Below are 23,225 nucleotides of genomic sequence, written 5' to 3'. Positions count from 1 at the left end.
TAAAAATTTTCATGTAAAACTTTACTAGTCTGTTGGAATACACTATGATAGTGTAAGATAAACGGACTATTGGAAAGTCACAGCAGAGGAGTTTGAACATGTACACATTTAAAATCGGTATTCCGGCAGAAGTACACGATACATTTGTTAAAAATCACCCATTATGTAATTTACTACAGTCATCTTCATGGGCAAAAGTCAAGGATAACTGGGGTTCTGAAATTGTTGGGGTTTATGAAAAGGATACATTAGTTGCATCAAGTTTAGTTTTAATCAAACCATTACCAGCCGGTTTTACGATGTTATATACACCAAGAGGTCCAGTAATGGACTATACAAATGAACGTTTGGTCAACTACTTTATGGCTGAATTGAAAAAATTTGGCAAGAAAAAACGAGCTTTATTTATAAAAATGGATCCTGCGGTTCACTATCAAGATTTCCATTTGGGAGAAGAACATCAACCGCATGCTGAAGCGACATCTATTATTGAGACCTTGAAAAAAGCAGGGGCCAAATATCAAGGACTGACAATGGATATGGGGGCCACCATCCAGCCCCGCTTCCAAGCGAATATTTATCGTGAAGATTTTAGTGAGGAACAATTGTCAAAAAGTACCAAGAAAATGATTAAAACAGCTGAAAAAAAAGGGGTAGTTGTGCAGCAAGGGCATGTTGACTTTGTTGATGAATTTGAAAAAGTCATTCAATCAACCATGGAACGCCAACATATTTCTTTGCGGAATAGTGATTACTTTAAGAAGCTGTTGAACATTTACCCAGAAGACTCCTTTATTATGCTGGCGCAAGTCAATTTAAAGGAACGCTTAGATAGCACGCAACAACGCTATGACAAAAATCAAAAAGACTTGAGTAATTTGAAAGAAAATCAAGTGAAAAAGCGCCATAATTTAGAAGAATTAGATGCTTCCTTGACTCGGGAACTAAAAGAATTAGAAGAAAATATCGCAGAAGCTGGTGAAATCGTCACGGTTGCTGGCGCCTTGGCTGTAACATTTGGTCCAACAAGTGAAATCCTTTATGCTGGCTTAGATGATCGTTATAAACGCTACATGCCAACTTATGTGACTTGGCGAGATGCCATTCAAGAATGTTTTAACCGTGGCTGCGAAAGCTGTAATATGGGCGGCTTAGAAGGTAGTTTAAATGATGGCTTAATCAAGTTTAAAGCGAACTTCAACCCAACGATTAATGAATTTATTGGGGAATTCGATTTACCGGTTAATAAATTATTATTTAAAGCCAGTGAATATGCCTATAAATTACGAAAACAAAAAAAATAAATAAAAACCACAGGGGCTAAAAATCAAACTTGATTTTTAGCCCCTGTGGTTTTTTCTATAATTTTTGCGTTGCATTCCGTTTCATTAAGCGAAGCAAAACGCTAGCAATTGCTGAAGCAGCTACACCAGCAACAAGAGCTTCTGGCACACCAGAACTGAAAATCGTCGCAATAATAGCTAGGTAAACAGCAGTTCCAGCTTTACCAATAATTTCAGCATAAGCTGAATTAAAAAGAAAATAAATCATGTTCATGACTAAAATGGTATTCGTTGCTGAGCCTAAAACACCAGCCACAAATAAGGAGACAGGTTGCGCTTTTTCCTTCGTTAATTTATTTAGCCATTTGTAAGCGAAATAAGGAACGACCCCAATTAAAATCCGCGGAATGAGCACAATTAAAAGAGCCTTCCAACTACCATGATCGGTACCAATCACAGGAATAAATGGAGAAAAAACAAACGACAAAGGTGTTGGTGCTGTCGTATTTTTAATTAAGCTAATGATCCCAAACGTGCCGCCCAACATACTACCGATTTTTGGCCCTAAAACAATGGAACCAATAATTACAGGAATATGCATCGTGGTCGAATTTAAAGGACCTAATGTGATAAATCCTAGCGGGGTTAAAGCCAGTAAAAGTAAGATAGCTAAGAACATTGCTGTTAACGTAAATTTTTTCGTGTTATTCATAAATTACTCCTTGTTATCAGATGCTAAAATTTTCATCACTGTTTGAAGGATATCTTCAACAGTGGCAAGTGCGCCACGACCATAATCGCCACAAGCTAATAGAGCTTCACGTGGGATTATTTCTTGATAGCCGACTTCTTTTAAAATGCCAATATTTCGTTGGACAATGGGGTTTTGGTACATATACGTATTCATCGCGGGCGCAATAATTTTTGGTGTTTCAGGATAAAGTGCCAAAGCAACTGTTGATAATAAGTCGTCGGCAATCCCATGGGCTAATTTCCCAATTGTATTGGCCGAAGCAGGTGCTACTAAAAATAGATCCGCTTTTTTAGCTAACTCAATGTGATTAATTTTACTGGGATCAATTTCCATCATGACATCCGTATGCACTGGATTCTTAGAAAGTGATTGTAACGTCAGCGGAGTGATGAACGCTGTGCTGCTTTTAGTCATTAAAATTTCCACATTGTAGCCAAGCTTAGCTAGTTGACTTGTAATATCTGCTGCTTTATATGCAGAAATGCTGCCAGAGACGCCTAACAAAATAGTTTTCATTGTTGTTCTCTCCATTTCTTTTCAACATTTTTAACGATCATTGAACCAATCCCTTGTTTTGAACAAGCTTCTTGGACAATGCCCGTTTCGTTAATTAATAATCCTTCGTGTTCTGTTTCATGAACATTCATCAAGTCATTGGCTAAGACAAAGTCACACCGATTTTTAGCCAAAGCGGCTTGTGCAACTTGGACAAGTTCTGCTTGTGAAACGTCGACAAGTAATTTAAAGCCCACTAAAACAGTTTGGGGTTGCTTGTCACGAATCATTTGGATGACTTTAGGATTTTTCTTTAGAAAAATTAATAATCGATCCGTATCAGATGAAATTTTTGTTGCTGTTTGAGGAATATCAGCAATCTGATTCAATGTGTTTTGAACGATAGTTACCAAGGCTTCTTTGGTCTTTGGCAATGTTTGTTCGCTTAATTGTTGCGCAAAAGAATCAATAAATTGTTCTTCCGTTTGCGCGGTTTCCGTCGTAAAATCACTGACTGCCATTGCGTGAACAATCGCATCAAATTGCTTTTCAGCAAAGAGTTGTTCTAACGTAGTGGCTAATTCAACCGTTGTTTCTATTTCTTTAATTGATAAGTCCAATTGTTGGGTTGGACGTAATGCATGTTTGGTTGTTACGTAGGTTACGGTGTGTCCAGCAGCTAAAAAACTTTCAGCAATTGCTTTTCCTAGTCCGCCAGAAGAATGATTGGTAATCGAACGAACATTATCAATCGGTTCTGACGTTCCGCCAGCAGTAACTAAAACATCCATAATCAAAACGCCTCCTTAAGAAATTCGGACAATGGTCCGTCCAATATGTTGGCCTGCTTGTAATGCTTCAAAAACAGGGGGAAGTTCTTCTAAAGTAATCTCTTGATACACAGCTTTTTCAGTGATGTCTAAATCAGTGGCAAGACGTTGCCAAACTATTTTTCGTTTGTCCATACCAACATTAACCGAATCAATGCCCAATAAATGAACGCCCCGTAAAATAAAGGGTAAAACGGTTGTCTCTAATGTAATTCCAGCAGCGCGGCCACAAATGGCTGAACGGCCATCATAACGAAGTTGTGGTAAAACAGCAGAAGTAATTTCCCCACCAGTGGTATCAATTGCAAAAGCAAAACGCTGTTTCATCAATGCTTTAACAGGAGTTGCTAAGAAATCTTCTACTAATAAGCATTCACTAACACCTAACTCTTTTAAAAGCTCAAAAGAATCTGGCTTTCTAGTTAATGCAGTGATTGAAGTGTAGCCTAATTGATGCAACATCGCAATAGACAATGTCGCAACACCGCCTGTCGCACCAGTTACAATAATGGGGGCTTCTTTGTCGTCGCGTAAGCCATCGTCTTCTAAAGCTGTGACAGATAATCCTGCCGTAAAGCCAGCAGTTCCGAAAATCATTGCTTCTTTGAGACTCATTTTTTCAGGAAGTGGAACTACCCAATCGCCAGGAACACGCACATATTCAGAATAACCACCAGTATGACTAACCCCTAATTGATAGCCTGTTACGATCACTTTATCGCCTTCTTTGAAACGAGGATCTTCTGATGCGACAACAGTGCCACTGACATCAATTCCTGGAATCATTGGATAATTGCGAATCACACCGCCGTCTTTTTTTGAAGCTAAAGAATCTTTAAAGTTAACTGAGGAGTAGGCTGCTTTGATTATTACAGTGCCTTCTGATAAATCGTCTAAAGTAATGGTTTCTAGTTGACCAATAACAGATGTATCTTGTTCTCTTAACGTAAATGCTTGAAATGAATTCATATAAAAACGCTCCTTCCAATTATGTAAAAAAGCAACTCGTCTTATTTTATCATATTCTGATTTTTTCGTATCATTTTTCTTCTTATAAACAGTAAGTTATACAGAAAAGAAAGATTGTGTGACAATTAGACTAGAAAAATAAAGAAAAATGGTTGAAATTTTTCAAAAAGTTCGTATACTAAAAAAGGTAAAACTAAACTGTAAGTTTAGTATTACAAAACTTTTGTTGAAAAGATTAGCTGAAAATAGAAACGAGGTGTGCCATGGAAATTGGTGAGAAGTTGAGAAATTTACGCATTCAGAAAAATTTAACACAAGAAGAATTAGGCGAAAGAACGGATTTATCCAAAGGCTATATTTCCCAATTGGAGCGGGATTTAAGCTCACCATCAATGGAAACATTTTTCTCAATTTTAGAAGTACTAGGCGTGACGCCAGAGCAGTTTTTTAGTCAGCAACCGCTTGAACAGAAAATTGTCTACAATGAAGAAGAAAGTACCCTCTATTATGATGAAGAACATGGCTATGAACTAAAATGGTTAATTCCAGCCTCAAATGAAAAAGAAATGGAACCTGTCATTATTACTTTTGATAAAAATGGCGAATACAAAACGTTTGAACCTTCTCTATCGGAAACATTTATTTATGTGATTGATGGCTCCATTCGTTTGACATTAGGGGAAGCCACGTATATTGCTAAAAAAGGTCAAACCATGTATTACCAAGCAACAGAACCTCACCAAATTAGCAACAATGGTCGAGGAAAAAGTCGTGCGTTAATTGTGGCGACAGAATCGTATTTATAAAGGACGAAATGGAGGAGTTTATCCAGTGAGAAACCATGTGATTTCATTTGAAAATGTTGTCAAACAATTTGACGATGAACCAGTATTAAAAAATGTCAGCTTTGAAATTGAAGAAGGAAAATTTTATACCTTATTAGGACCTTCAGGATGTGGCAAAACCACGATTTTGCGTATTATTGCGGGATTCAATGACGTGACTTCTGGTGATGTTTATTTTGATGGTAAAAGAATAAATGATGTACCTGCCAATAAACGCCAAGTCAATACCGTGTTTCAGGATTATGCTTTGTTTCCTCACATGAATGTTTTTGATAATGTTGCATTTGGTTTAAAAATCAAAAAACTATCCAAAGCAGAAATTGAAAAAAAAGTGAAAGAGGCATTACGTTTGGTTCAATTACCGGGCTACGAAACACGTGAAATTAGTGAAATGTCTGGGGGCCAACGTCAGCGGGTCGCAATTGCACGAGCGATTGTCAATGAGCCAAAAGTATTGCTTTTAGATGAGCCGTTATCCGCTTTAGATTTGAAATTACGCACAGCGATGCAATATGAACTACGTGATTTACAACAACGTTTAGGAATTACTTTTATTTTTGTGACCCATGATCAAGAAGAAGCATTAGCGATGAGTGATGAAATTTTTGTCATGAATAAAGGTCATATCGTGCAAAGTGGCACACCAGTTGATATTTATGATGAACCGATTAATCACTTTGTTGCTGACTTTGTGGGGGAAAGTAATATTGTGGACGGCGTGATGCTGGAAGATAATTTAGTTTCATTTGTGGGCAAAAAGTTTGAATGTGTCGATGGCGGCATGCGGAAAAATGAACCTGTAGAAGTCGTTTTACGTCCAGAAGACTTAACGATTACCACGCTTGAAAAAGGCAAGCTAACTGTAACGGTGGACACGCAGTTATTCCGCGGCGTTCATTATGAAATTATTTGTTTTGATGAACAAGGAAACGAATGGATGGTGCATTCCACTCGAAAAGCCAAAGAAGGTGCTCAAGTAGGTCTCTCTTTTGAGCCAGAAGATATTCACGTGATGCGCTTCAATGAATCAGAAGAAGACTTTGATGCCCGTTTAGAAAGTTACGACGAGTAAACGAAAGGGGAAAATAAAATGAAAACAATGCGTCGAATTTATTCGATTCCCTATGTAATGTGGTTACTTTTATTCGTCATTGCGCCAGTGCTAATGATTATTTATCAATCATTTTTCGATATGAATGGCCAGTTTACCTTGGCGAATTACCAAACGTATTTTACATCAGGAACGTATTTAAGTATGACCATTAATTCAGTGTGGTATGCTTTTCTGATTACCATTTTTACGTTATTGGTAAGTTATCCTACGGCTTATTTTTTGACAAAGCTCAAGCATAAACAGTTGTGGTTAATGCTGGTTATTTTACCAACATGGGTGAATTTATTATTAAAAGCTTATGCCTTTATTGGGATTTTCAGTATTCATGGGAGTATCAATCAGTTTATGAGTTTTATGGGTTTGGGCACGCACCAGATTCTGTTTACAGATTTTAGTTTTTTATTTGTCGCAACGTATATAGAAATTCCGTTTATGATTATGCCGATTTTTAATGCCTTAGAAGAGATGAATCCTTCATTGATTAGTGCTAGTCGGGACTTAGGAGCTAGCAGTGCGGAAACATTCCGCCGTGTCATTTTTCCTCTCTCCCTAAACGGTGTGAAAAGTGGTGTTCAAGCTGTCTTTATTCCTTCACTCTCGCTCTTTATGTTAACACGTTTAATTGGTGGCAATCGGGTGATTACGTTGGGAACGGCGATTGAGGAACACTTCTTAGTAACGCAAAACTGGGGCATGGGTTCAACAATTGGTGTGATTTTAATTGTTGCCATGTTTATTGTGATGTTGCTGACGGGTGAGAAGAAGAAAGGGCGTGGCAAATAATGCAAAAGAAAAAGTTTAAATGGTCTTATGTGTATTTATTCGTTGTCTTTGCGCTACTGTACGCACCAATCTTTTATTTGATTTTTTATTCGTTTAACGACACGCAAACGATGAATCAGTTTACTGGTTTTACGTTAGATAATTATCGGAACGTTTTTGAAGACACACGTTTGTTAACCATTGTTCTGAATACGTTTTTGTTAGCTTTTTTATCGGCTTTAATAGCAACCATCATTGGAACATTTGGCGCGATGGGGATTTATTATACAAAACGTCGTAAAAACCGGAACACGTTGCTTAGCTTTAATAACATTTTACTCGTTTCACCAGATGTTATTATTGGAGCCAGTTTCTTAATTTTCTTCACAGCAGTAGGGTTTATCAGTTTAGGTTTTACAAGTGTATTATTGTCGCATATTGCCTTTAGTATTCCAATTGTTGTTTTAATGGTTTTACCAAAACTACAAGAGATGAACGATTCTATGGTAGATGCGGCACGGGATTTAGGGGCCAATAATGTTCAAGTGATTAAAAATATTATTTTGCCTTTTTTAGCGCCAGGAATTATTGCTGGCTACTTTATGGCCTTTACTTATTCGTTGGACGATTTTGCCGTAACATTCTTTGTGACAGGCAATGGTTTTTCAACATTATCTGTTGAAATTTATTCACGAGCACGTCAGGGAATTAGTTTAGAAATCAATGCCTTAAGTGCGTTAGTGTTCCTATTCTCAATGATTCTAGTTGTCGGTTATTACTTTATCAGTAAAGACAATACACCAAAACGTTTAAAGAAAATGCGTCGGGAACAAAGTGAGGTGGCCAAGTTAAAATGAAAAAATTACAGTCACTTTTTATTGGAATTATCGCTATTATTGTCATCTTGTTTTTTGGCGTGCGCCAATTGGAGAAAGCAAGTGGCATGGCAGGAGCAGATACCTTAACCATTTACAATTGGGGAGACTATATAGATCCGGCCTTGATTAAGAAATTTGAAAAAGAAACAGGCTATAAAGTCAATTACGAAACCTTTGATTCTAATGAAGCCATGTATACAAAAATTCAGCAAGGTGGTACAGCCTATGATATTGCCATTCCTTCTGAATATATGATTCAAAAAATGATGAAAGCGAAGATGCTTTTACCACTTGATCACAGCAAATTAAAAGGCTTAGAAAACATTGATGCACGCTTTTTAGATCAATCCTTTGATCCCAAAAATAAGTTTTCCGTTCCGTACTTCTGGGGCACGTTGGGGATTATTTATAATGATAAATTTATTGACGGCCGTCAGATCCAACATTGGGATGATTTATGGCGCCCGGAATTAAAAAATAATGTCATGCTGATTGATGGCGCTCGCGAAGTGTTAGGATTATCTTTGAATAGTTTAGGCTATTCGTTAAACAGTAAAAACGACCAACAATTACGTCAGGCTACCGATAAGTTAAACCGATTAACGAACAATGTCAAAGCAATTGTTGCCGATGAAATCAAAATGTACATGGCTAATGAAGAAAGTGCAGTTGCTGTAACTTTCTCTGGTGAAGCTGCTGAAATGCTAGAAAACAATGAACATCTACATTATGTGATTCCCAGTGAAGGCTCTAATCTCTGGTTTGATAACATTGTGATGCCTAAGACAGCCAAAAATAAAGACGGCGCCTATGCATTTATGAACTTTATGTTACGACCAGAAAATGCGGCACAAAATGCAGAATATATTGGTTATTCCACACCAAACAAAGAAGCTAAAAAACTATTACCAAAAGAAGTTGCCGAAGATAAACAATTTTATCCAGATGATGAAACCATCAAACATTTAGAAGTTTACCAAGACTTAGGTCAAGAATACTTAGGAATTTATAATGATCTGTTCTTGGAGTTTAAGATGTATCGGAAATAAAAAAGTACCTTTGTAACTTTCGAATAGACCCTAAAAGTTAGATTAAAAAATCTAACTTTTAGGGTCGGCTTTTATTCATACAAGCTTCTAATTGAGGCACAAAGAATCCTGTGCTACACTTTGTGTAAAGCATAAAAGGAGTAAATAAAATGAAGAGGAAAACAATCCGAATACTACTAATCAGTAGCGGTCTTATTTTAATCCTGCTGGTTGGTTACCGTTTGTATCTAGAATATCAAACAGATATTCAATTATTTTTGAATCCTAAAGCCAGTAAGACACAATTATTAGAGCGAATTCGTTCACATGGTTTTTCAGCAGCGCTGTGGTTAGTTTTTTTGACAGTAATTATGTGTGCAGTACCAGGGATTCCAACCTCGGTAATTGGTGTGATTGCAGGATTGAGTTTTGGTCCATTTAGTGGCACACTCATTAACGTTTTAGGGAATAGTTTGGGAAATTTAGTTGCAATCTTTTTGATGCATCATATAAAATTTTTAGATAAAAAAACGGAGACCAATCATTGGGTCCAGTCCATTCGACGGATGAAGCATCCAAAAATTGGGATTATGGTGGGCTACATGATTCCAATTATTCCTTCTTCTGTGATTAATTTTGCTGCGGATACTATGCAGTTGCCATTAAAAAATTTAATAGCCGCGATAGTCGTTGGTGTGATTCCTTCCTCAATACTTTACGCATGTGGAGGCGAAGCACTATTTCATGGATATAATAAAACGGCAGTATTGTTAATTGTGAGTGTTCTTTTGTTCGTTGGATTGGTGGTCATTATTAAGAAAGATAGAAAAAGATTTCAAAAAACTGTTCTTTAAGAACGGTTTTTTTGTGCATTTGAACAATAAATCCTGTTAAATTTACAATTTTAAAAAGAAAGGACTTTGATAAAATGAAAGCGTAAACAATTTAAGGAGCTGATTTTGAATGCCAGATATTACAATATCTTGGGTTGCTGCAATTTTAGGATTAGTTGTAGCGATAGTATTAATTTTGAAAAAATTTAATCCTGTGTATTCCTTGTTTTTTGGTGCAATTGTTGGTTGTCTTATTGGAGGCGCTTCCCTGTCAGATACAGTCGCTGTTCTATTAAACGGAACACAAAGTATTATGGGAACCGCAATCCGTGTCTTAGCAGCCGGCATGTTGGCGGGTGTGATGATGGAATCCGGTGCGGCAGAATCAATTGCCAACGCCATTGTACAAAAACTTGGCGAGAAAAAAGCTATTTTATCTTTGGCATTATCCACAATGGTAATTACAGCTGTGGGCGTATTCATTCCTGTTGCAGTGTTGATTGTTGCCCCGATTGCTCTATCCGTTGGGAAAAGTACGGGTATCAGTAAGTTATCATTATTGATTGCCTTATCAGGTGGCGGCAAAGCGGGTAATATTATTTCGCCTAATCCAAATACTATTGCAGCGGCGAACGGCTTTGATTTACCTTTAAGTGACGTTATGATTGCTGGATTTATTCCAGCCGTATTTGGTTTAATTACAGCTGTTGTTCTTGCAAATATCATGAGAAGCAAAGGATCAATGGTCAAAGAAACGGATCTTGTAGAGGAACAAACAAAAGAATTATTACCTTTGAAAAAGGCGTTGATCGCGCCAGTGTTAGCGATTGTCTTATTATTACTTAATCCGATTGGCGCCGTTTTAAATATTTCTTTCATCAAAAGTTTGAATATTGATGCTCTGTATATTTTGCCGTTCGCCTCAGTTGTTGGGACAATTGCGATTGGGCAAACAAAACAACTGGCCTTTTATGCATCTTCTGGCTTGAAGAGAGTAACCGATACCGTTTTAATTTTAATTGGTGCAGGTGCAATTGCTGGATTAATTTCTGTTTCTGATTTATCAACACAAATTGTCCACTTAATTTCTGTTATGGGAATTTCTGGAACCTTCTTGGCACCGATTTCTGGTATTTTAATGGGCTTAGCAGTTGGTTCAACATCCACAGCGGTTATTTTAGCGACAGGTTCTTTTGGACCAGCGATTTTAGATATGGGCACATCTTCACTTTCAGCAGCAGTCATGGTGCATACTGGGGCAACTGTGATTGATAGTGTTCCTCAAGGCAATTATTTCCATATTACGGCACAAAGTATGAATATGACGATTAAAGAAAGAATTCGAGTGATTCCTTATGAAATGTGTGTCGGTGGGGTAATGACGATTGTTGCAACCATTTTATATGGCTTTATTTTAAACTAGTTGGAAAGTAGGCGCGAAAAGATGACGAAAAAATTTGTTTTGGCTCCAGACTCATTTAAAGAAAGTATGAGTGCAAAAGAAGCCTGTCTGGCAATGGAAAAAGGGATTTTAGCTGTATTTAAAGATGCAGACATTCAACATGTCCCGATGGCAGATGGCGGGGAAGGAACGGTGGATTCCTTAGTGGATGCAACAGGAGGCACAAGAATACCAGTGCGTGTGGCAGGACCGCTTCCTGATCAAATCGTTGAAACCTATTACGGCTTATTAGGTGACCAAGAAACGGTGGTCATTGAAATGGCGAAAGCTAACGGAATTGAATTGGTCAAAGCAGCAGAACGTAATCCCTTGATCACTTCTACTTATGGTACAGGAGAAATGATTCAACATGCGCTCAATCATGGGGCAAAAAAAATCATTATCGGCATTGGTGGTAGCGTGACAAATGATGGGGGTGCAGGTATGATTCAGGCACTTGGTGCGCGTTTGTTAGACAAGGAAGGGCAAGAATTGACACGTGGCGGTGGTGCATTAGATAAACTGGCGCAGATCGATTTAACACAGTTTGATCAACGTATTTTTGCTACCGAATTTCTAGTAGCAAGTGATGTGAATAACCCACTAACAGGGCCAACAGGGGCGTCTCATGTCTTTGGTCCGCAAAAAGGTGCGACAGAAGAAATGGTGGCTCAATTAGATAAAAACTTAGCCCATTATGCAGCGATCATCAAAAAAGAAATCGGCATTGATGTTGAGATGATGCCAGGCGCAGGAGCTGCTGGTGGTTTGGGTGCAGGGTTACTAGCATTCACGAAAGCTCAGTTACGCCCAGGGATTGATATTGTCGTAGAAGTGAATCAATTAGAAGAAAAAATAAAAGCCGCTGATTATGTCTTTACTGGTGAAGGCGGTATGGATTTTCAAACAAAATTCGGCAAAGCCCCTTATGGCGTCTCACGTTTGGCCAAGAAGTATCAAAAACCGGTTTTCGCTTGTGCTGGCTATATCGGCAAAGATGTGGATGTCCTCTATGAAGAAGGGATGACGGCTATTTTTGGAATTTTGGCCAAAGCCGAACCGTTGGAAGCAGCATTGAAAAATGGACCAGTTAACTTAGAAAGAACCGTTGAAAATATTGCTCGTACATTACAGCTGGTGCCTTGTGACTAAGAACTAACCATGGTATCATCAGTAATGAAAGCTGAAATAAAAATGTTCAGTCGTTGATCTGAAGAATTAAGCGTTTGGGACATAAGTCATTGCGGCTTATGTCCCAAACGCTACTCGCTTTTTAGAAAGTTGGCGATAGCAATGTTAAAATTAGACAAAATCCAAGCAAATAAAATTGTTGAAAAGTTGATGGCAGATATTCCTTATAACATCAATATTATGGATGAACGAGGAAAAATTATTGCGAGTGGAGATTCTGCTCGAATTGGGGAGCGCCATCGTGGCGCAGAAAGAGCCATCAATGAACGAAAAAATATTGAAATTTATAAAGATACTTCTCTAGAGAAAAAAGGCACCAATGAACCGATTATTTTGAATGATCACATTCTAGGTGTCGTAGGCATTTCAGGAGAACCAGACGAGGTGCGCAAATTTACCAAGCTTGTGCGCTCGATTGTTCTTTTACTGACAGAAGAATTAAATACACAGCAAGAACGCGAAAAAAAGAAGAAACAAAAAAATCAGTTTATCCAGCACTTAGTGCATGTTGATTCTGCTTACTCAGAAGCCTTAAAACTTGAAGCGTTGGAACTATATAACCTTCAATTAGATGACCAGAATCATTGTGTACTGACCAAGGACAAGCGCTTATTATCCAGTTATTATCCTGGCCATGAAATATTTGAATGGGAAAATTGTTATCTGGTGATTACTTCTGAACCACCTCAGATAACAAAGCCAGTAACAGAATACCTTGTGATAAGTTCGGAAAAAGCCACGATTCAACAAATGGTCCAAGAGGCACAAAACACGTATTTACTTCTATCGTTTCTCCAATTAGAAAAGGCTAAGTTTTACCAAGCAGAAGATTTTTTCATTCAAGGAATTTTTAATTTTCCTTTTCATATTGAATTGGATTTTTTTGAAACCATCCAGACGATTTATGATGAATACTATGAAACCGTTATTTTTTTCGCCAATCATAACTTAAACATCAATGAAACCTCACAAGTATTACATATCCATCGAAATACATTGAATTACCGCTTGAAACGAATTCATGAATTGACGGGGATGGATCCAAAAGTTTGGCAAGATTTTTGGAAATTGTTCTATTATTTTGCCTATTGCTTTAAAGAACGTTTTGAAAAGTAGTGAGGAGCAGGAATGCTTGTTTGTTAAGCAAGTGTCAGCATATTTTTCGCCAGAATCAAAAATATCTTTTATAATAATTGTAAGGAATCAAACGATTTAGATATCAATGAGGAGTGGTGCCAGTGAAAAAAGCAGTTTTAATTGTTAACCCCAGTTCTGGTGGTGAAAAAGCCAAAGAATTTGAAACGTTAGCAGAAGAAAAATTAAAGCAGTTATTTGATGAAGTTGTAGTGAAACAAACAGAAAAAGGCGGCGATGCAGAACAATTTGCCCGTGAAGCTGCGGAAAGTCACTTCGACAGTGTTTTCGTAATGGGGGGAGATGGAACCGTTAATGAAGGAATTAGCGGGTTGGCAGAGCAAGCATACCGCCCTAAATTTGGCTTTTTTCCTTTAGGAACGGTGAACGATTTAGCGCGAGCCTTGAATTTACCGATGGATCCTGAAGAAGCGATTCAACAATTAGATTTAGAAAAAACCAGTGCTTTAGATGTGGGGAAAATCAATGACGACTACTTTATGAATGTCGTTGCGATTGGGACGATTCCAGAGTCAATTAACGACGTGGACGTTGAACAAAAAACGAAGTTAGGAAAACTCGCTTATTTTATTTCAGGTGCCAAACATTTAGCGAATGCTCAAACGTATCCTTTTCATTTAAGCTTGGATCAAAAAGAACAAACCATTGAAAGTAGTACCGTTTTAGTTGGTTTAACGAATTCAATCGGTGGGTTTGAAACATTATTACCAGAGGCCCAAGTGGATGATGGCAAACTTCATTTAGTTTATTTAAAAGATCAATCATTGTGGGATGCAGTAAAAGCCGTTCCAGATTTGTTAAAAGGAGTCGATCAGTCCACTGATAATTTAGCTTACCTAACCTTTAAAGAAGGAACAATCTCCTTAGAAAACCAAGAAGAATTAACCACTAATGTGGATGGTGATGAAGGAGCTGCTTTGCCAATTACGCTGAAAATTTTGCCTAAACACTTGACGGTGTATTGCGGTGAAGAACAAACAAAATAGCTGATTTTTTGAGAAAAGCTGGAACATTTCTATTTGTTTAAAAAACAGATAAGTTCTGGCTTTTCAAATCATCTAAAAGAGAATCAATCAGGGGATATGCTATACTTTGTTTCTACATATTGATAGATAAAGGAGTTAATGAGATGAGAAGAAAAAAACATAAAAACAAAAAGAAACAAGAACTTTTTGAAGAGATTGAAAAACAAGAATTAGCAGAACAAGAAACTAAGCAATTGAATGAAGAAATCGAAGACCCAGAATTTCGTTCTTTTTTTCAAGATGTCTTGAAAAAATTTCCACAAAAAACGTCTACGGCCATAATGAATGCTTTCGCAACTTCTAAAGGTAAAGCAGAACAATTAGTGACGAACAGTCAAACACAACTCGACAAAGTATTTGATGAATTTTTGGCTGGTGTTTCACCTGACGTGAAAAAGAAAAGTCATCAAACGATTCATTTTGCTGCATTGTCAGCAGCAATTATTGGGTTTTCGCCAATTCCATTTTCGGATGCTTTTTTACTGGTACCTGTTCAATTAACTATGATGTCACGGCTGCATAAAATTTTTGGTCAGTCTTGGTCTGAAAGCTTAGGGAAAAGTTTAACCAAAGAATTAGTAGTGGTTAGTTTAGGTAAGAGCGCAGTCGGGAATATTCTAAAAGTGATTCCTGTTGTCGGAACTGTGACTGGTGGCATGGTCAATGCTTCAGTTGCGGTAGCAATTACGGAAGCGCTTGGCTGGGTGACCGTCAAAATGTTAAACGATGGTATTGATATCTTTGATGATGTGATGTCTTTCAAAGGACAATTTTCAACATTATTTAAAGCCATCCAAAATACTAAAAAGAAATAATTACTGTATCGATTAACTAGGATGAGACACATTTAAACTTTTTTAAGTAATTCGTAGCAAATTTCCAAGGTTTTCGTCACAAATTATTCACAGGTTCTCGTTAATATATAAGCATACCAACAAAACACCCAACATAAACACTTTTCATTTTTACTCCTCAAGTAAAAATAACTCCTTTCCACTCAGTCTACCCAACTGAGTGGTTTTTTTGCGAAAAAAGAGGGCGTTGAACAATTTGTTCAACGCCCTCTTTTAACAGATGGGGAAGTCATTTGTTAAGAATTATTTTTTCCATTCTGCTACTTGGTCTTTATGTGAATCAACCCAATCACGTGCAGCTTCTTGTGGGTCTTTGCCTTCGTTAATTTCTAACATGACAGATTCCATATCCTTAGTTGTCCAATGGAAATTATCTAACACTTTGTAAGCTTCTGGTTGATCTTCTTTTAGGCCTTGGCGAGCCATTGTGTGAATCGCTTCTTCGCCGCCCATAGTGCCTTTTGGATCAGCTAAATATTTTAAATCATATTTTGCAAACATCCAGTGAGGAGACCAGCCAGTAATAACGATGTCTTCGTTGTTTTTAATTGCTTGTCCTAAGGCGACAGTCATGGCACCTGATGAAGAAGTTTCAACAGACCAATCTTTCAAATTAGGATAAGCTTCTTTAGTTTTCTCTGCTGCTGCAACAACACCAGCCCCAGGTTCAATTCCAGTAATCTTTTTCCCAGCTTGATCAGATAAATCTTCGATAGAATCAACATCCATATAAGAAGGGACGACAATTCCTAGCTTCGCGCCTTTAAGGTTTTCACCAAGGTCGTCTAATTTATCTTTATATTGTTTATATTGCTCTGCGTGAGTTCCTGGTAGCCACGCACCAACCATGGCATCTGTTTCACCTTTAGCTACAGATTCCCACATAATTGCGTTATCTAAAGGAGTCGTTTTAACATCATATCCCATATCTTTTAAGACTTCGGCAACCACATGTGTGGAGGCTACTTCGGTATCCCATTCCACATAAGAAAGGGAAATTTGCTTATCATTTGTTGTTGTAAAAATTGAAGCACCAACTAAGCCAGCGACAATTACAACAACCGTTGCAATAATCCCGTATTTTTTCTTTTTAGAGGTGGCACCAGCTGCTTTAGGGGCTGCTTTTTTATTATTTAAATGTTGAGTAAAACGGTCAATGATAATCGCTAAAATAACTAAAGCCACACCATTTACGAAACCGTTCCCGACTTGCGCACGTTGTAAAGCAGAAAGGACGCCACGTCCTAATCCAGGCGCACCAATCATTGAAGCAATAACTACCATTGATAGAGCTAGCATGGTTGTTTGGTTAACACCAGCCATAATCGTGTTTTTGGCTAAAGGTAATTCTAATTTGAATAATTTTTGCCAGCCAGTACTACCGTAAGAATCAGCTGCTTCAACAAGTTCATTTGGTACTTGTCGAATTCCTAAATTCGTAAAGCGCACGGTTGGTGGTAAAGCGAAGATAACAGAGGCGAAGACCCCAGGAACCATACCAATTCCGAAGAATGCAACGGCTGGAATCAAGTAAACGAAACCAGGCATTGTTTGCATGAAGTCCAAAATCGGTGTAATGATACTTTTGGCTTTTTCGCTTTTCGCCATTAAAATCCCCAGTGGCACACCAATGATAATGGAAATAACACTAGAAAGTAAAACTAACGTAACGGTACTCATTAAATCGTTCCATAAGTTTTGGTTATAGATAAACATTAAGCCGATAAACGTGAATAAACTTAAGCCGATTTTTTTATTAGAAATAAAGAAAGCAGCAATCGTTAATAGCACGATCAGCACAAGTGGTGGTACGGCTGTTAGTAAGGCAGTAATGTTGTCCATTACACTTTGACCAATTGTTTGTAAAAAGCTGAATAATCCAGCAAATGTTGAAGTTAACCAATCAGTAAAACTTTCAACCCAAGACGCGACAGGTAATTGATACTTATTCATGTTCGTTCACCTCTGTTTCTGCAAGTGCTTCAAGTACGCTACCACGTATGACCACGCCTAATAGTTTGCCGTTATCAGTCACGGCAAGAGGCGTTTGTGCATCATAAATCAGTGGGAAAATATCATTCACTAACATATCTTTGTCGATTGTTTGAATTTCTGGATCCACACATTCTACAAGAGAAGTCCCGTTTTTACGCGCTTCTAAAGCTTTTTCTGCGCGTACCACGCCTTTTAGTTGGCGTTTTTTATCCACGGCAAGTAACATACTCACTTCTTCTTGACGCATCCGTTTTAAAGCAACAGTTGGGCCATCAATTTCAATGTTAGTAGTTAAAGCAGGTACCATAATATTTTGGGCAGTTAAGACTTTTGAACGATCCACATCTTCCACGAAGGTTCGCACATATTCATTGGCTGGGTTGGTTAAAATTTCTTCTCCAGTCCCAATTTGCATAATTTGACCATCTTTCATCAAGGCGATCCGGTCGCCGATTCGTAAAGCTTCATTCAAATCATGTGTGATAAAGATAATGGTTTTTTTGACATTTTCTTGTAAATCTAATAGTTCGTCTTGCATTTCACGACGAATTAACGGATCAAGAGCAGAGAACGCTTCGTCCATTAATAAAATTTCTGGATCGTTAGCCAAGGCACGAGCAAGGCCGACACGTTGTTGCATCCCACCAGATAATTGACTTGGTAATTGGTCTTTGAAAGCAATTAAGCTAGAATTTTCTAAGGCTTTTTCAGCTTTTGCTTGGCGTTCTTCTTTAGGAACACCACGAATTTCTAAACCATATTCCGTATTTTCTAAGATAGTTCGATGGGGGAAAAGACCAAAGTTTTGGAAAACCATGCTCATTTTATTTCGACGTACTTCACGTAATCCTTCTTTATCTAAAGAAGAAATATCTTGTCCATCAATATAAATATTTCCTGAAGTTGGTTCAATCAAACGATTTAATAAACGAATTAATGTTGATTTCCCACTTCCTGATAACCCCATAATAACGAAAATTTCGCCTTCTTCAACTTCGAAATTTACATCATAAACACCGACTGTGGCACCCGTTTTTTCTAAAATTTCTGTTTTGCTTTTGTTGGCACGAATCATTTCAAGTGCCGGTTTGGTTTTCTTACCAAAGATTTTGGTAAGGTGATTTACTTTTACTTTTGGCAAATCATTGTTCCTCCTCATTAAAAAAGTGACTACATCAGACTACTATAAAGTTGTCACTTTGTCAAATTAGATGAAAATCTTTCTGAAAATGAAGAAAAACAGTATTTTAACTAGGTTTTATAGTGGTTTTTTATGAAAAATAGAAATAATAAATAAAAAAAGTGACTATTTACCGCAAGATAAGTAGTCACTTTTTTGTTTAAGGATAAAAGAAATTTTGGACTCGTTGTAACGTTGATTCGTCATGTCCAACAAAATAAAGTGTGTCGTTCAACGAAATCTTTGCATATGGACCAGGTGAGACCAGAAGTTCTTCTTTGTGTTTGATGGCGATAATCGTTGCCGAAGTGTTTTGCCAAAAATTCATTTCGCTAATCGTCGCCTCAAGATAAGCAGCTTCTTCTGTTAAAACTAATGAATAAGGATTCATTGGATTGAAAGAATCAAAACGCTTTGTTTGTTCAACAAGAGTATCTAGAATGCTAGAAAAATGAGTAAGTTCTTCTTTTTGTTTCGCTACGCTATCTAGCAATTCTTCTTTAATTTCAGCAATCGTTTGAACGTCTTGATATTGTGTCACAAAGTCCTGCGCTTTTTCTTTTGATGCCACATAGAAGCCGCTGCCGTGTTTGGCTTTAACGATTTCTAAATCAACTAAAACGATAATGGCTTTGCGGGCTGTTTCTGGCGACACTTGGTATTGGTTAGCTAGGGTGGAACGGGCATGGATTTTATCTCCAACATGTAATTTGCCTTCTGCAATTTTTTCCGCAACATCAACGGCGATTTGTTGATATTTGGGCTTCGTTAAACTGATTTTTTTGGAAGCCATAGTGAATCCCTCCGTTAATTGTTATTTTCCATTTCTTCTAATTCTAAACTGAAATTTTCCCATTGCTCAAGTAGTTCATCTTGTTGCTGACGAGCGTCATCTAATTGTTGGTTTAAAGCCAGCAATTCAACATGATTTTCTAGAATGTCTGGTTGACTCATTTGTGCTTCTAATTGTGCAATTGTCGTATCTAACTGAGCAAGATTTTCTTCGACTTGTGTTATTTTTCTCTGCAAAGTACGGAGTAATTTTTGTTGCTCCTTGTTTTGATAAAAGGTATTTTTGGCTGTAACTGGTTCGGTTTTTTTCGCCGCTTCTTCATTAGCTAAGAGGGCAGCGATTTCTTCTTCCTCTTGTTTCTTTTCTAAATAATAATCATAGTCGCCTAAATAAAGTTTGCTGCCTTTTTCAGAAAGCTCAACAACTTTTGTTGCAATTCGATTGATAAAGTAACGGTCATGGGAAACGAAGAGGATGGTTCCTTCATAATCAATCAGCGCATTTTCTAAAACTTCTTTATTATCAATATCCAAGTGGTTGGTTGGCTCATCGAGAATCAAGAAATTGTCACGATCCATCGCTAATTTTGCTAATGCCACACGTGCTTTTTCACCACCGCTTAATAAAGGAATCGTTTTTTCAACATCATCTCCACTGAAGAGAAAGCCGCCTAAAATACTTCGAATCTCTTTTTCAGGTGTGGTTGGGTGTTCATCCCATAATTCCGCTAAGACCGTTTTATTGCCATGTAAATTGGCTTGCTCTTGGTCATAGTAACCTACAGAAACATTGGTGCCAAAAGTTTTACTTCCTTTAATGAAAGGAATGCGGTCAATAATTGATTTCAAGAGAGTGGATTTACCAATTCCGTTCGGTCCGACTAAGGCAATGGCTTCTTTGCGACGAATATCCAAGTGAATAGGTTCGGATAAAACATGTTCTTGGTCGTAACCAATGGCGGCATCTTCGACTTGTAAAACAACATTTCCCGAGACTTTTTCACTATCGAAAAGAAAATGCGCCGATTTTTCATCTCCTTGAGGTCGGTCTAAACGATCCATTTTTTCTAATACTTTTCGGCGACTTTGCGCACGTTTCGTTGTAGATGCACGAACCAGATTTTTGGCAACGAAATCTTCTAACTTATTGATCTCTTCTTGTTGCTTTTCATACGCTTTCCATTCACTGGCTAATTGTTCTGCTTTTAACTCCAAGTATTTGGAATAGTTTCCTTTGTAGTGAGTCATTTTTTTGCGGCTCAGTTCATAAACTTCATTAACTACCTTATCTAAAAAATAACGATCGTGGGAAACAATCAATAGTGCGCCGGCATAACTTGGCAAATAAGATTCCAGCCAAGAAAGCGTCTCGATATCTAAGTGGTTTGTAGGCTCGTCCAGAATTAAAATGTCTGGTTTTTGTAAAAGCATTCTCGCTAATGCAAGTCGGGTTTTTTGACCACCAGATAAGGTTTGAATATCTTTCGTGTAAAAGGATTCATCAAAGCCAAAGCCGTGAAGGACTGAACGAATTTCATTTTCATAGCCGTAGCCATTTTTTTCAGAAAACGTATGTTGCAATTGATCGTACTCTTTTAAAATTCCTTCATAAACGGAAGTGGTTGGCTCCATTTCACTAATTTTGGTTTCTAATTCTCGCATACGCTGTTCCATTTCTAGGATGTCAGCAAAGGCTTTTGTCATTTCTTCCCAAACGGTTTTATCTGATTCTAAGCCGGTATTTTGAGCTAAATAACCTAACGTAGCAGTTTTATTTTTGGCAATGGTTCCGCTATCGGGAGCATCAATGCCTGCAATGATTTTTAAAAAAGTCGATTTTCCAGCACCATTACGACCAACTAAGGCAATCCGACTTTTTGTTGCAATTTCTAAATGTATGTTTTCAAACAATGTTTCCGAGCCAAAATGCCGGGCAACTTGATTTGCTTGTAATAAAATCATCAGTAGTCCTCATTTCTAAATTCATTGCCCTTAGTGTAGCATAAAATCTGCTAAAATAGCACGTATCAAAAAATGCTTTGTGAAGGTTTATACCTTTTATCACAAACTTTTGAAGAAAAATGCTATTTTTGAGCCATAGAATTGCTTTTTATTGTGAAAAACTGCTATTATGTTAATGGATAAGATTTAAGTGAAAGTATTGGAGGTCCAATTGTGAAAGATCAAGTTATTCCAAAAGCAACGGCGCGACGCCTTCCTTTATATTATCGCTACTTAAGAATGTTACATGATACAGGAAAAAATAAAGTCTCATCAACTGAATTAAGTGAAGCGGTACAAGTAGACAGTGCGACTATTCGTCGTGACTTTTCATATTTTGGTGAATTAGGTAAACGTGGGTACGGCTATGATGTTGAAAACTTAATGAACTTTTTTGCAAAAACATTGAATGAAGATGAGTTAACCAATGTCGCATTAATCGGGGTTGGTAATTTAGGAAGTGCTTTATTAAAGTACAAATTCCATCAAAGCAACAGTATTCGTGTAAGTTGCGCATTTGATGTGAATGAAGATATTGTGGGACGCATTGTTGACGGTATTCCGGTTTATCCAATGGAAGATATGATGGAACAAATTCGTGTTCAACAAATCGAAGTAGCTATTTTAACTATTCCAGCTCGCAAAGCGCAAGAAGTTGTAAACAAACTTGCCGAAGCAGGGGTTAAAGGAATTCTAAACTTTACAGCTGCGCGTTTAGTAGCGCCACCTGAAGTATTAATTCAAAATGTTGACTTAACCAACGAATTACAAACATTAATTTATTTCTTACATCATGACAACGAATTGATTGACGAAGAAGAATAAGCAAAAGAAAAGGGCCTAGTCGTTTAGACGAAGGCCCTTTTCTTATTGAATTGCACCATTATGCAAAAGTAATTGAACAATAATCACAATCGTATTCATGCCACAATGGGCAATAATTGAGGTCCAAATTTTTCCAGTTTGCTTGTACAAAAGAGCAAAGAAAAATCCCATAAAGAAATAAACAAAAAAGTGACCATCGGCATGTGCGAGTGAAAAAATCGCCGAACTAACAGTAGCCGCAATCCAGAAATTTGTAAAAGGCTGGATTAAATGGATAAATGCATAACGAAAGACGAATTCTTCCATAATCGGGCCACCGATAGTAGTTGCCAAAATAAATAAAGGATTTGCCAAAATCACCGCTACAATAGCTTGTGTATTTTGAGAAGTAGCTTGTTCTCCTGTGATGGCTACTTCAATGGCGAAAGTAACGCCTTGAATCAGCATGGCAATGAAAATCCCACTAACACCTAGTAAAAAAATAAAAATAGGTGATTTCAAGGTTGCTGTTTCCTCTAAAGGAGAAGGTTCTGTTGTTTTTAAAAAGATGCCAATCATTACAAGGGCACCAATAATGTAGAGAGCAGTTGTCACATTAATCGCTGCATTGGGAGAAATACCCGAAAAAAGTAACGGCCCGAAAAAAGCGATAATGTATGTGACTAAAATAAATAAACTTGATTTTCTTAAGGTCATGGTTAATCCTTTCTATAATTATTTTTTACGATTATTGCGATATCCTAATAAAAGAAAAACGAATAAGAAAAAGAAAAGAGATTCCCAAAGTGTCGAAACAATTCCTTCTGTGACACTGAAAACAAGATTTCCTAAATTCGCTATCACAAAATAAACGAATGTTGCTATTAGTGCTGTAAGTAAACGTTGTTTCATTTTATTCGCCTCCAATCGTAGTCAATTTATTTTACCATGAATTAAAGGATTGGAAAAACATTCCATGAAAAAAGAATACGCAAT

General features: G+C 37.4%; 23 protein-coding genes. 13 read left to right on the top strand and 10 right to left on the bottom strand.

Annotated features, from left to right (window positions below; translation table 11 throughout):
- Positions 1 to 98: 98 nt before the first annotated feature.
- On the top strand, positions 99 to 1,304 hold the full coding sequence (locus IGM13_RS10830; RefSeq protein ID WP_002419468.1) for an aminoacyltransferase: 1,206 nt from the start codon (positions 99 to 101) through the stop codon (positions 1,302 to 1,304).
- A gap of 55 nt (positions 1,305 to 1,359) precedes the next feature.
- On the opposite strand, the gene IGM13_RS10825 is transcribed toward IGM13_RS10830, so the two are convergent.
- From IGM13_RS10825 to IGM13_RS10810, 4 genes are read right to left on the bottom strand one after another with little or no spacing between them, the layout of a single operon-like run.
- Positions 1,360 to 1,995, bottom strand: coding sequence for an ECF transporter S component (locus IGM13_RS10825; protein WP_002356501.1), 636 nt, complete (start codon positions 1,993 to 1,995; stop codon positions 1,360 to 1,362).
- A gap of 3 nt (positions 1,996 to 1,998) precedes the next feature.
- Positions 1,999 to 2,553 carry a phosphopantothenoylcysteine decarboxylase gene (gene coaC, locus IGM13_RS10820; RefSeq protein WP_002359573.1) on the bottom strand — a complete coding sequence of 185 codons (555 nt, stop codon included), beginning with the start codon at positions 2,551 to 2,553 and terminating at the stop codon, positions 1,999 to 2,001.
- Entirely contained in the window at positions 2,550 to 3,323 is a 774-nt protein-coding gene (gene coaB, locus IGM13_RS10815; RefSeq protein ID WP_002382627.1) for a phosphopantothenate--cysteine ligase, read from the bottom strand. Before coaB ends, coaC begins: the two co-directional genes overlap by 4 nt.
- 15 nt (positions 3,324 to 3,338) lie before the next feature.
- Entirely contained in the window at positions 3,339 to 4,331 is a 993-nt protein-coding gene (locus tag IGM13_RS10810) for a YhdH/YhfP family quinone oxidoreductase (protein WP_002419469.1), read from the bottom strand.
- A gap of 263 nt (positions 4,332 to 4,594) precedes the next feature.
- Between IGM13_RS10810 and IGM13_RS10805 the strand changes: the two genes are divergently transcribed.
- The 11 genes from IGM13_RS10805 (at position 4,595) to IGM13_RS10755 (ending at position 15,418) form a co-directional block, all read left to right on the top strand.
- A complete protein-coding gene (locus IGM13_RS10805; protein ID WP_002356507.1) occupies positions 4,595 to 5,137 on the top strand; it encodes a helix-turn-helix domain-containing protein in 543 nt (180 codons plus the stop codon).
- A gap of 25 nt (positions 5,138 to 5,162) precedes the next feature.
- Positions 5,163 to 6,248 carry an ABC transporter ATP-binding protein gene (locus IGM13_RS10800; protein WP_002356508.1) on the top strand — a complete coding sequence of 362 codons (1,086 nt, stop codon included), beginning with the start codon at positions 5,163 to 5,165 and terminating at the stop codon, positions 6,246 to 6,248.
- Positions 6,249 to 6,266: 18 nt separating this feature from the next.
- A complete protein-coding gene (locus IGM13_RS10795; protein WP_002356510.1) occupies positions 6,267 to 7,073 on the top strand; it encodes an ABC transporter permease in 807 nt (268 codons plus the stop codon).
- Positions 7,073 to 7,909: an ABC transporter permease gene (locus IGM13_RS10790; protein ID WP_002356512.1), complete on the top strand. Its 837-nt coding sequence runs from the start codon at positions 7,073 to 7,075 to the stop codon at positions 7,907 to 7,909. Before IGM13_RS10795 ends, IGM13_RS10790 begins: the two co-directional genes overlap by 1 nt.
- On the top strand, positions 7,906 to 8,979 hold the full coding sequence (locus tag IGM13_RS10785; RefSeq protein WP_002359578.1) for an ABC transporter substrate-binding protein: 1,074 nt from the start codon (positions 7,906 to 7,908) through the stop codon (positions 8,977 to 8,979). The genes IGM13_RS10790 and IGM13_RS10785 overlap by 4 nt, the downstream gene beginning before the upstream one ends.
- A 149-nt stretch (positions 8,980 to 9,128) precedes the next feature.
- Positions 9,129 to 9,812, top strand: coding sequence for a TVP38/TMEM64 family protein (locus IGM13_RS10780; protein WP_002419471.1), 684 nt, complete (start codon positions 9,129 to 9,131; stop codon positions 9,810 to 9,812).
- A gap of 109 nt (positions 9,813 to 9,921) precedes the next feature.
- Positions 9,922 to 11,214: a GntP family permease gene (locus IGM13_RS10775; protein WP_002359581.1), complete on the top strand. Its 1,293-nt coding sequence runs from the start codon at positions 9,922 to 9,924 to the stop codon at positions 11,212 to 11,214.
- Between the two features lie 21 nt (positions 11,215 to 11,235).
- Positions 11,236 to 12,384, top strand: a complete 1,149-nt coding sequence (locus tag IGM13_RS10770) for a glycerate kinase (RefSeq protein WP_002419472.1) — start codon at positions 11,236 to 11,238, stop codon at positions 12,382 to 12,384.
- A 141-nt stretch (positions 12,385 to 12,525) separates the two neighbouring features.
- Entirely contained in the window at positions 12,526 to 13,539 is a 1,014-nt protein-coding gene (locus IGM13_RS10765; RefSeq protein ID WP_002419473.1) for a CdaR family transcriptional regulator, read from the top strand.
- 122 nt (positions 13,540 to 13,661) lie between these two features.
- Positions 13,662 to 14,564 carry a diacylglycerol/lipid kinase family protein gene (locus IGM13_RS10760; RefSeq protein ID WP_010715400.1) on the top strand — a complete coding sequence of 301 codons (903 nt, stop codon included), beginning with the start codon at positions 13,662 to 13,664 and terminating at the stop codon, positions 14,562 to 14,564.
- Between the two features lie 119 nt (positions 14,565 to 14,683).
- Positions 14,684 to 15,418 carry a YcjF family protein gene (locus IGM13_RS10755; protein WP_002419474.1) on the top strand — a complete coding sequence of 245 codons (735 nt, stop codon included), beginning with the start codon at positions 14,684 to 14,686 and terminating at the stop codon, positions 15,416 to 15,418.
- A 282-nt stretch (positions 15,419 to 15,700) separates the two neighbouring features.
- Here the strand turns inward: IGM13_RS10755 and IGM13_RS10750 are convergent, their stop codons facing one another.
- The 4 genes from IGM13_RS10750 to abc-f form a co-directional block, all read right to left on the bottom strand.
- Positions 15,701 to 17,410, bottom strand: a complete 1,710-nt coding sequence (locus IGM13_RS10750; RefSeq protein ID WP_002419475.1) for an ABC transporter permease/substrate binding protein — start codon at positions 17,408 to 17,410, stop codon at positions 15,701 to 15,703.
- The gene (locus IGM13_RS10745; protein ID WP_002388977.1) at positions 17,403 to 18,593 is read right to left on the bottom strand and encodes a quaternary amine ABC transporter ATP-binding protein; all 1,191 of its coding nucleotides are present in this window, start codon (positions 18,591 to 18,593) and stop codon (positions 17,403 to 17,405) included. The genes IGM13_RS10750 and IGM13_RS10745 overlap by 8 nt, the downstream gene beginning before the upstream one ends.
- Before the next feature lie 199 nt (positions 18,594 to 18,792).
- Positions 18,793 to 19,425, bottom strand: coding sequence for a GntR family transcriptional regulator (locus IGM13_RS10740; RefSeq protein WP_002356525.1), 633 nt, complete (start codon positions 19,423 to 19,425; stop codon positions 18,793 to 18,795).
- A gap of 14 nt (positions 19,426 to 19,439) precedes the next feature.
- Positions 19,440 to 21,386: a ribosomal protection-like ABC-F family protein gene (abc-f, locus tag IGM13_RS10735; RefSeq protein ID WP_002367169.1), complete on the bottom strand. Its 1,947-nt coding sequence runs from the start codon at positions 21,384 to 21,386 to the stop codon at positions 19,440 to 19,442.
- A 213-nt stretch (positions 21,387 to 21,599) separates the two neighbouring features.
- Here abc-f and IGM13_RS10730 point away from each other — a divergent pair, with 213 nt between their 5' ends.
- Positions 21,600 to 22,250, top strand: coding sequence for a redox-sensing transcriptional repressor Rex (locus IGM13_RS10730; RefSeq protein WP_002356528.1), 651 nt, complete (start codon positions 21,600 to 21,602; stop codon positions 22,248 to 22,250).
- 42 nt (positions 22,251 to 22,292) lie between these two features.
- Here IGM13_RS10730 and IGM13_RS10725 read toward each other — a convergent pair whose 3' ends face one another.
- Together IGM13_RS10725 and IGM13_RS10720 are read right to left on the bottom strand one after the other, a co-directional pair.
- Positions 22,293 to 22,946 carry a CPBP family intramembrane glutamic endopeptidase gene (locus tag IGM13_RS10725; protein ID WP_002356529.1) on the bottom strand — a complete coding sequence of 218 codons (654 nt, stop codon included), beginning with the start codon at positions 22,944 to 22,946 and terminating at the stop codon, positions 22,293 to 22,295.
- Between the two features lie 18 nt (positions 22,947 to 22,964).
- Positions 22,965 to 23,141 carry a hypothetical protein gene (locus IGM13_RS10720; protein ID WP_002356530.1) on the bottom strand — a complete coding sequence of 59 codons (177 nt, stop codon included), beginning with the start codon at positions 23,139 to 23,141 and terminating at the stop codon, positions 22,965 to 22,967.
- Positions 23,142 to 23,225 lie beyond the last annotated feature (84 nt).

Source organism: Enterococcus sp. DIV0561, from assembly GCF_050539875.1.
GTDB classification, from domain to species: Bacteria; Bacillota; Bacilli; order Lactobacillales; family Enterococcaceae; genus Enterococcus; species Enterococcus faecalis.
This window is presented reverse-complemented; position numbering and strand designations above follow the sequence as displayed.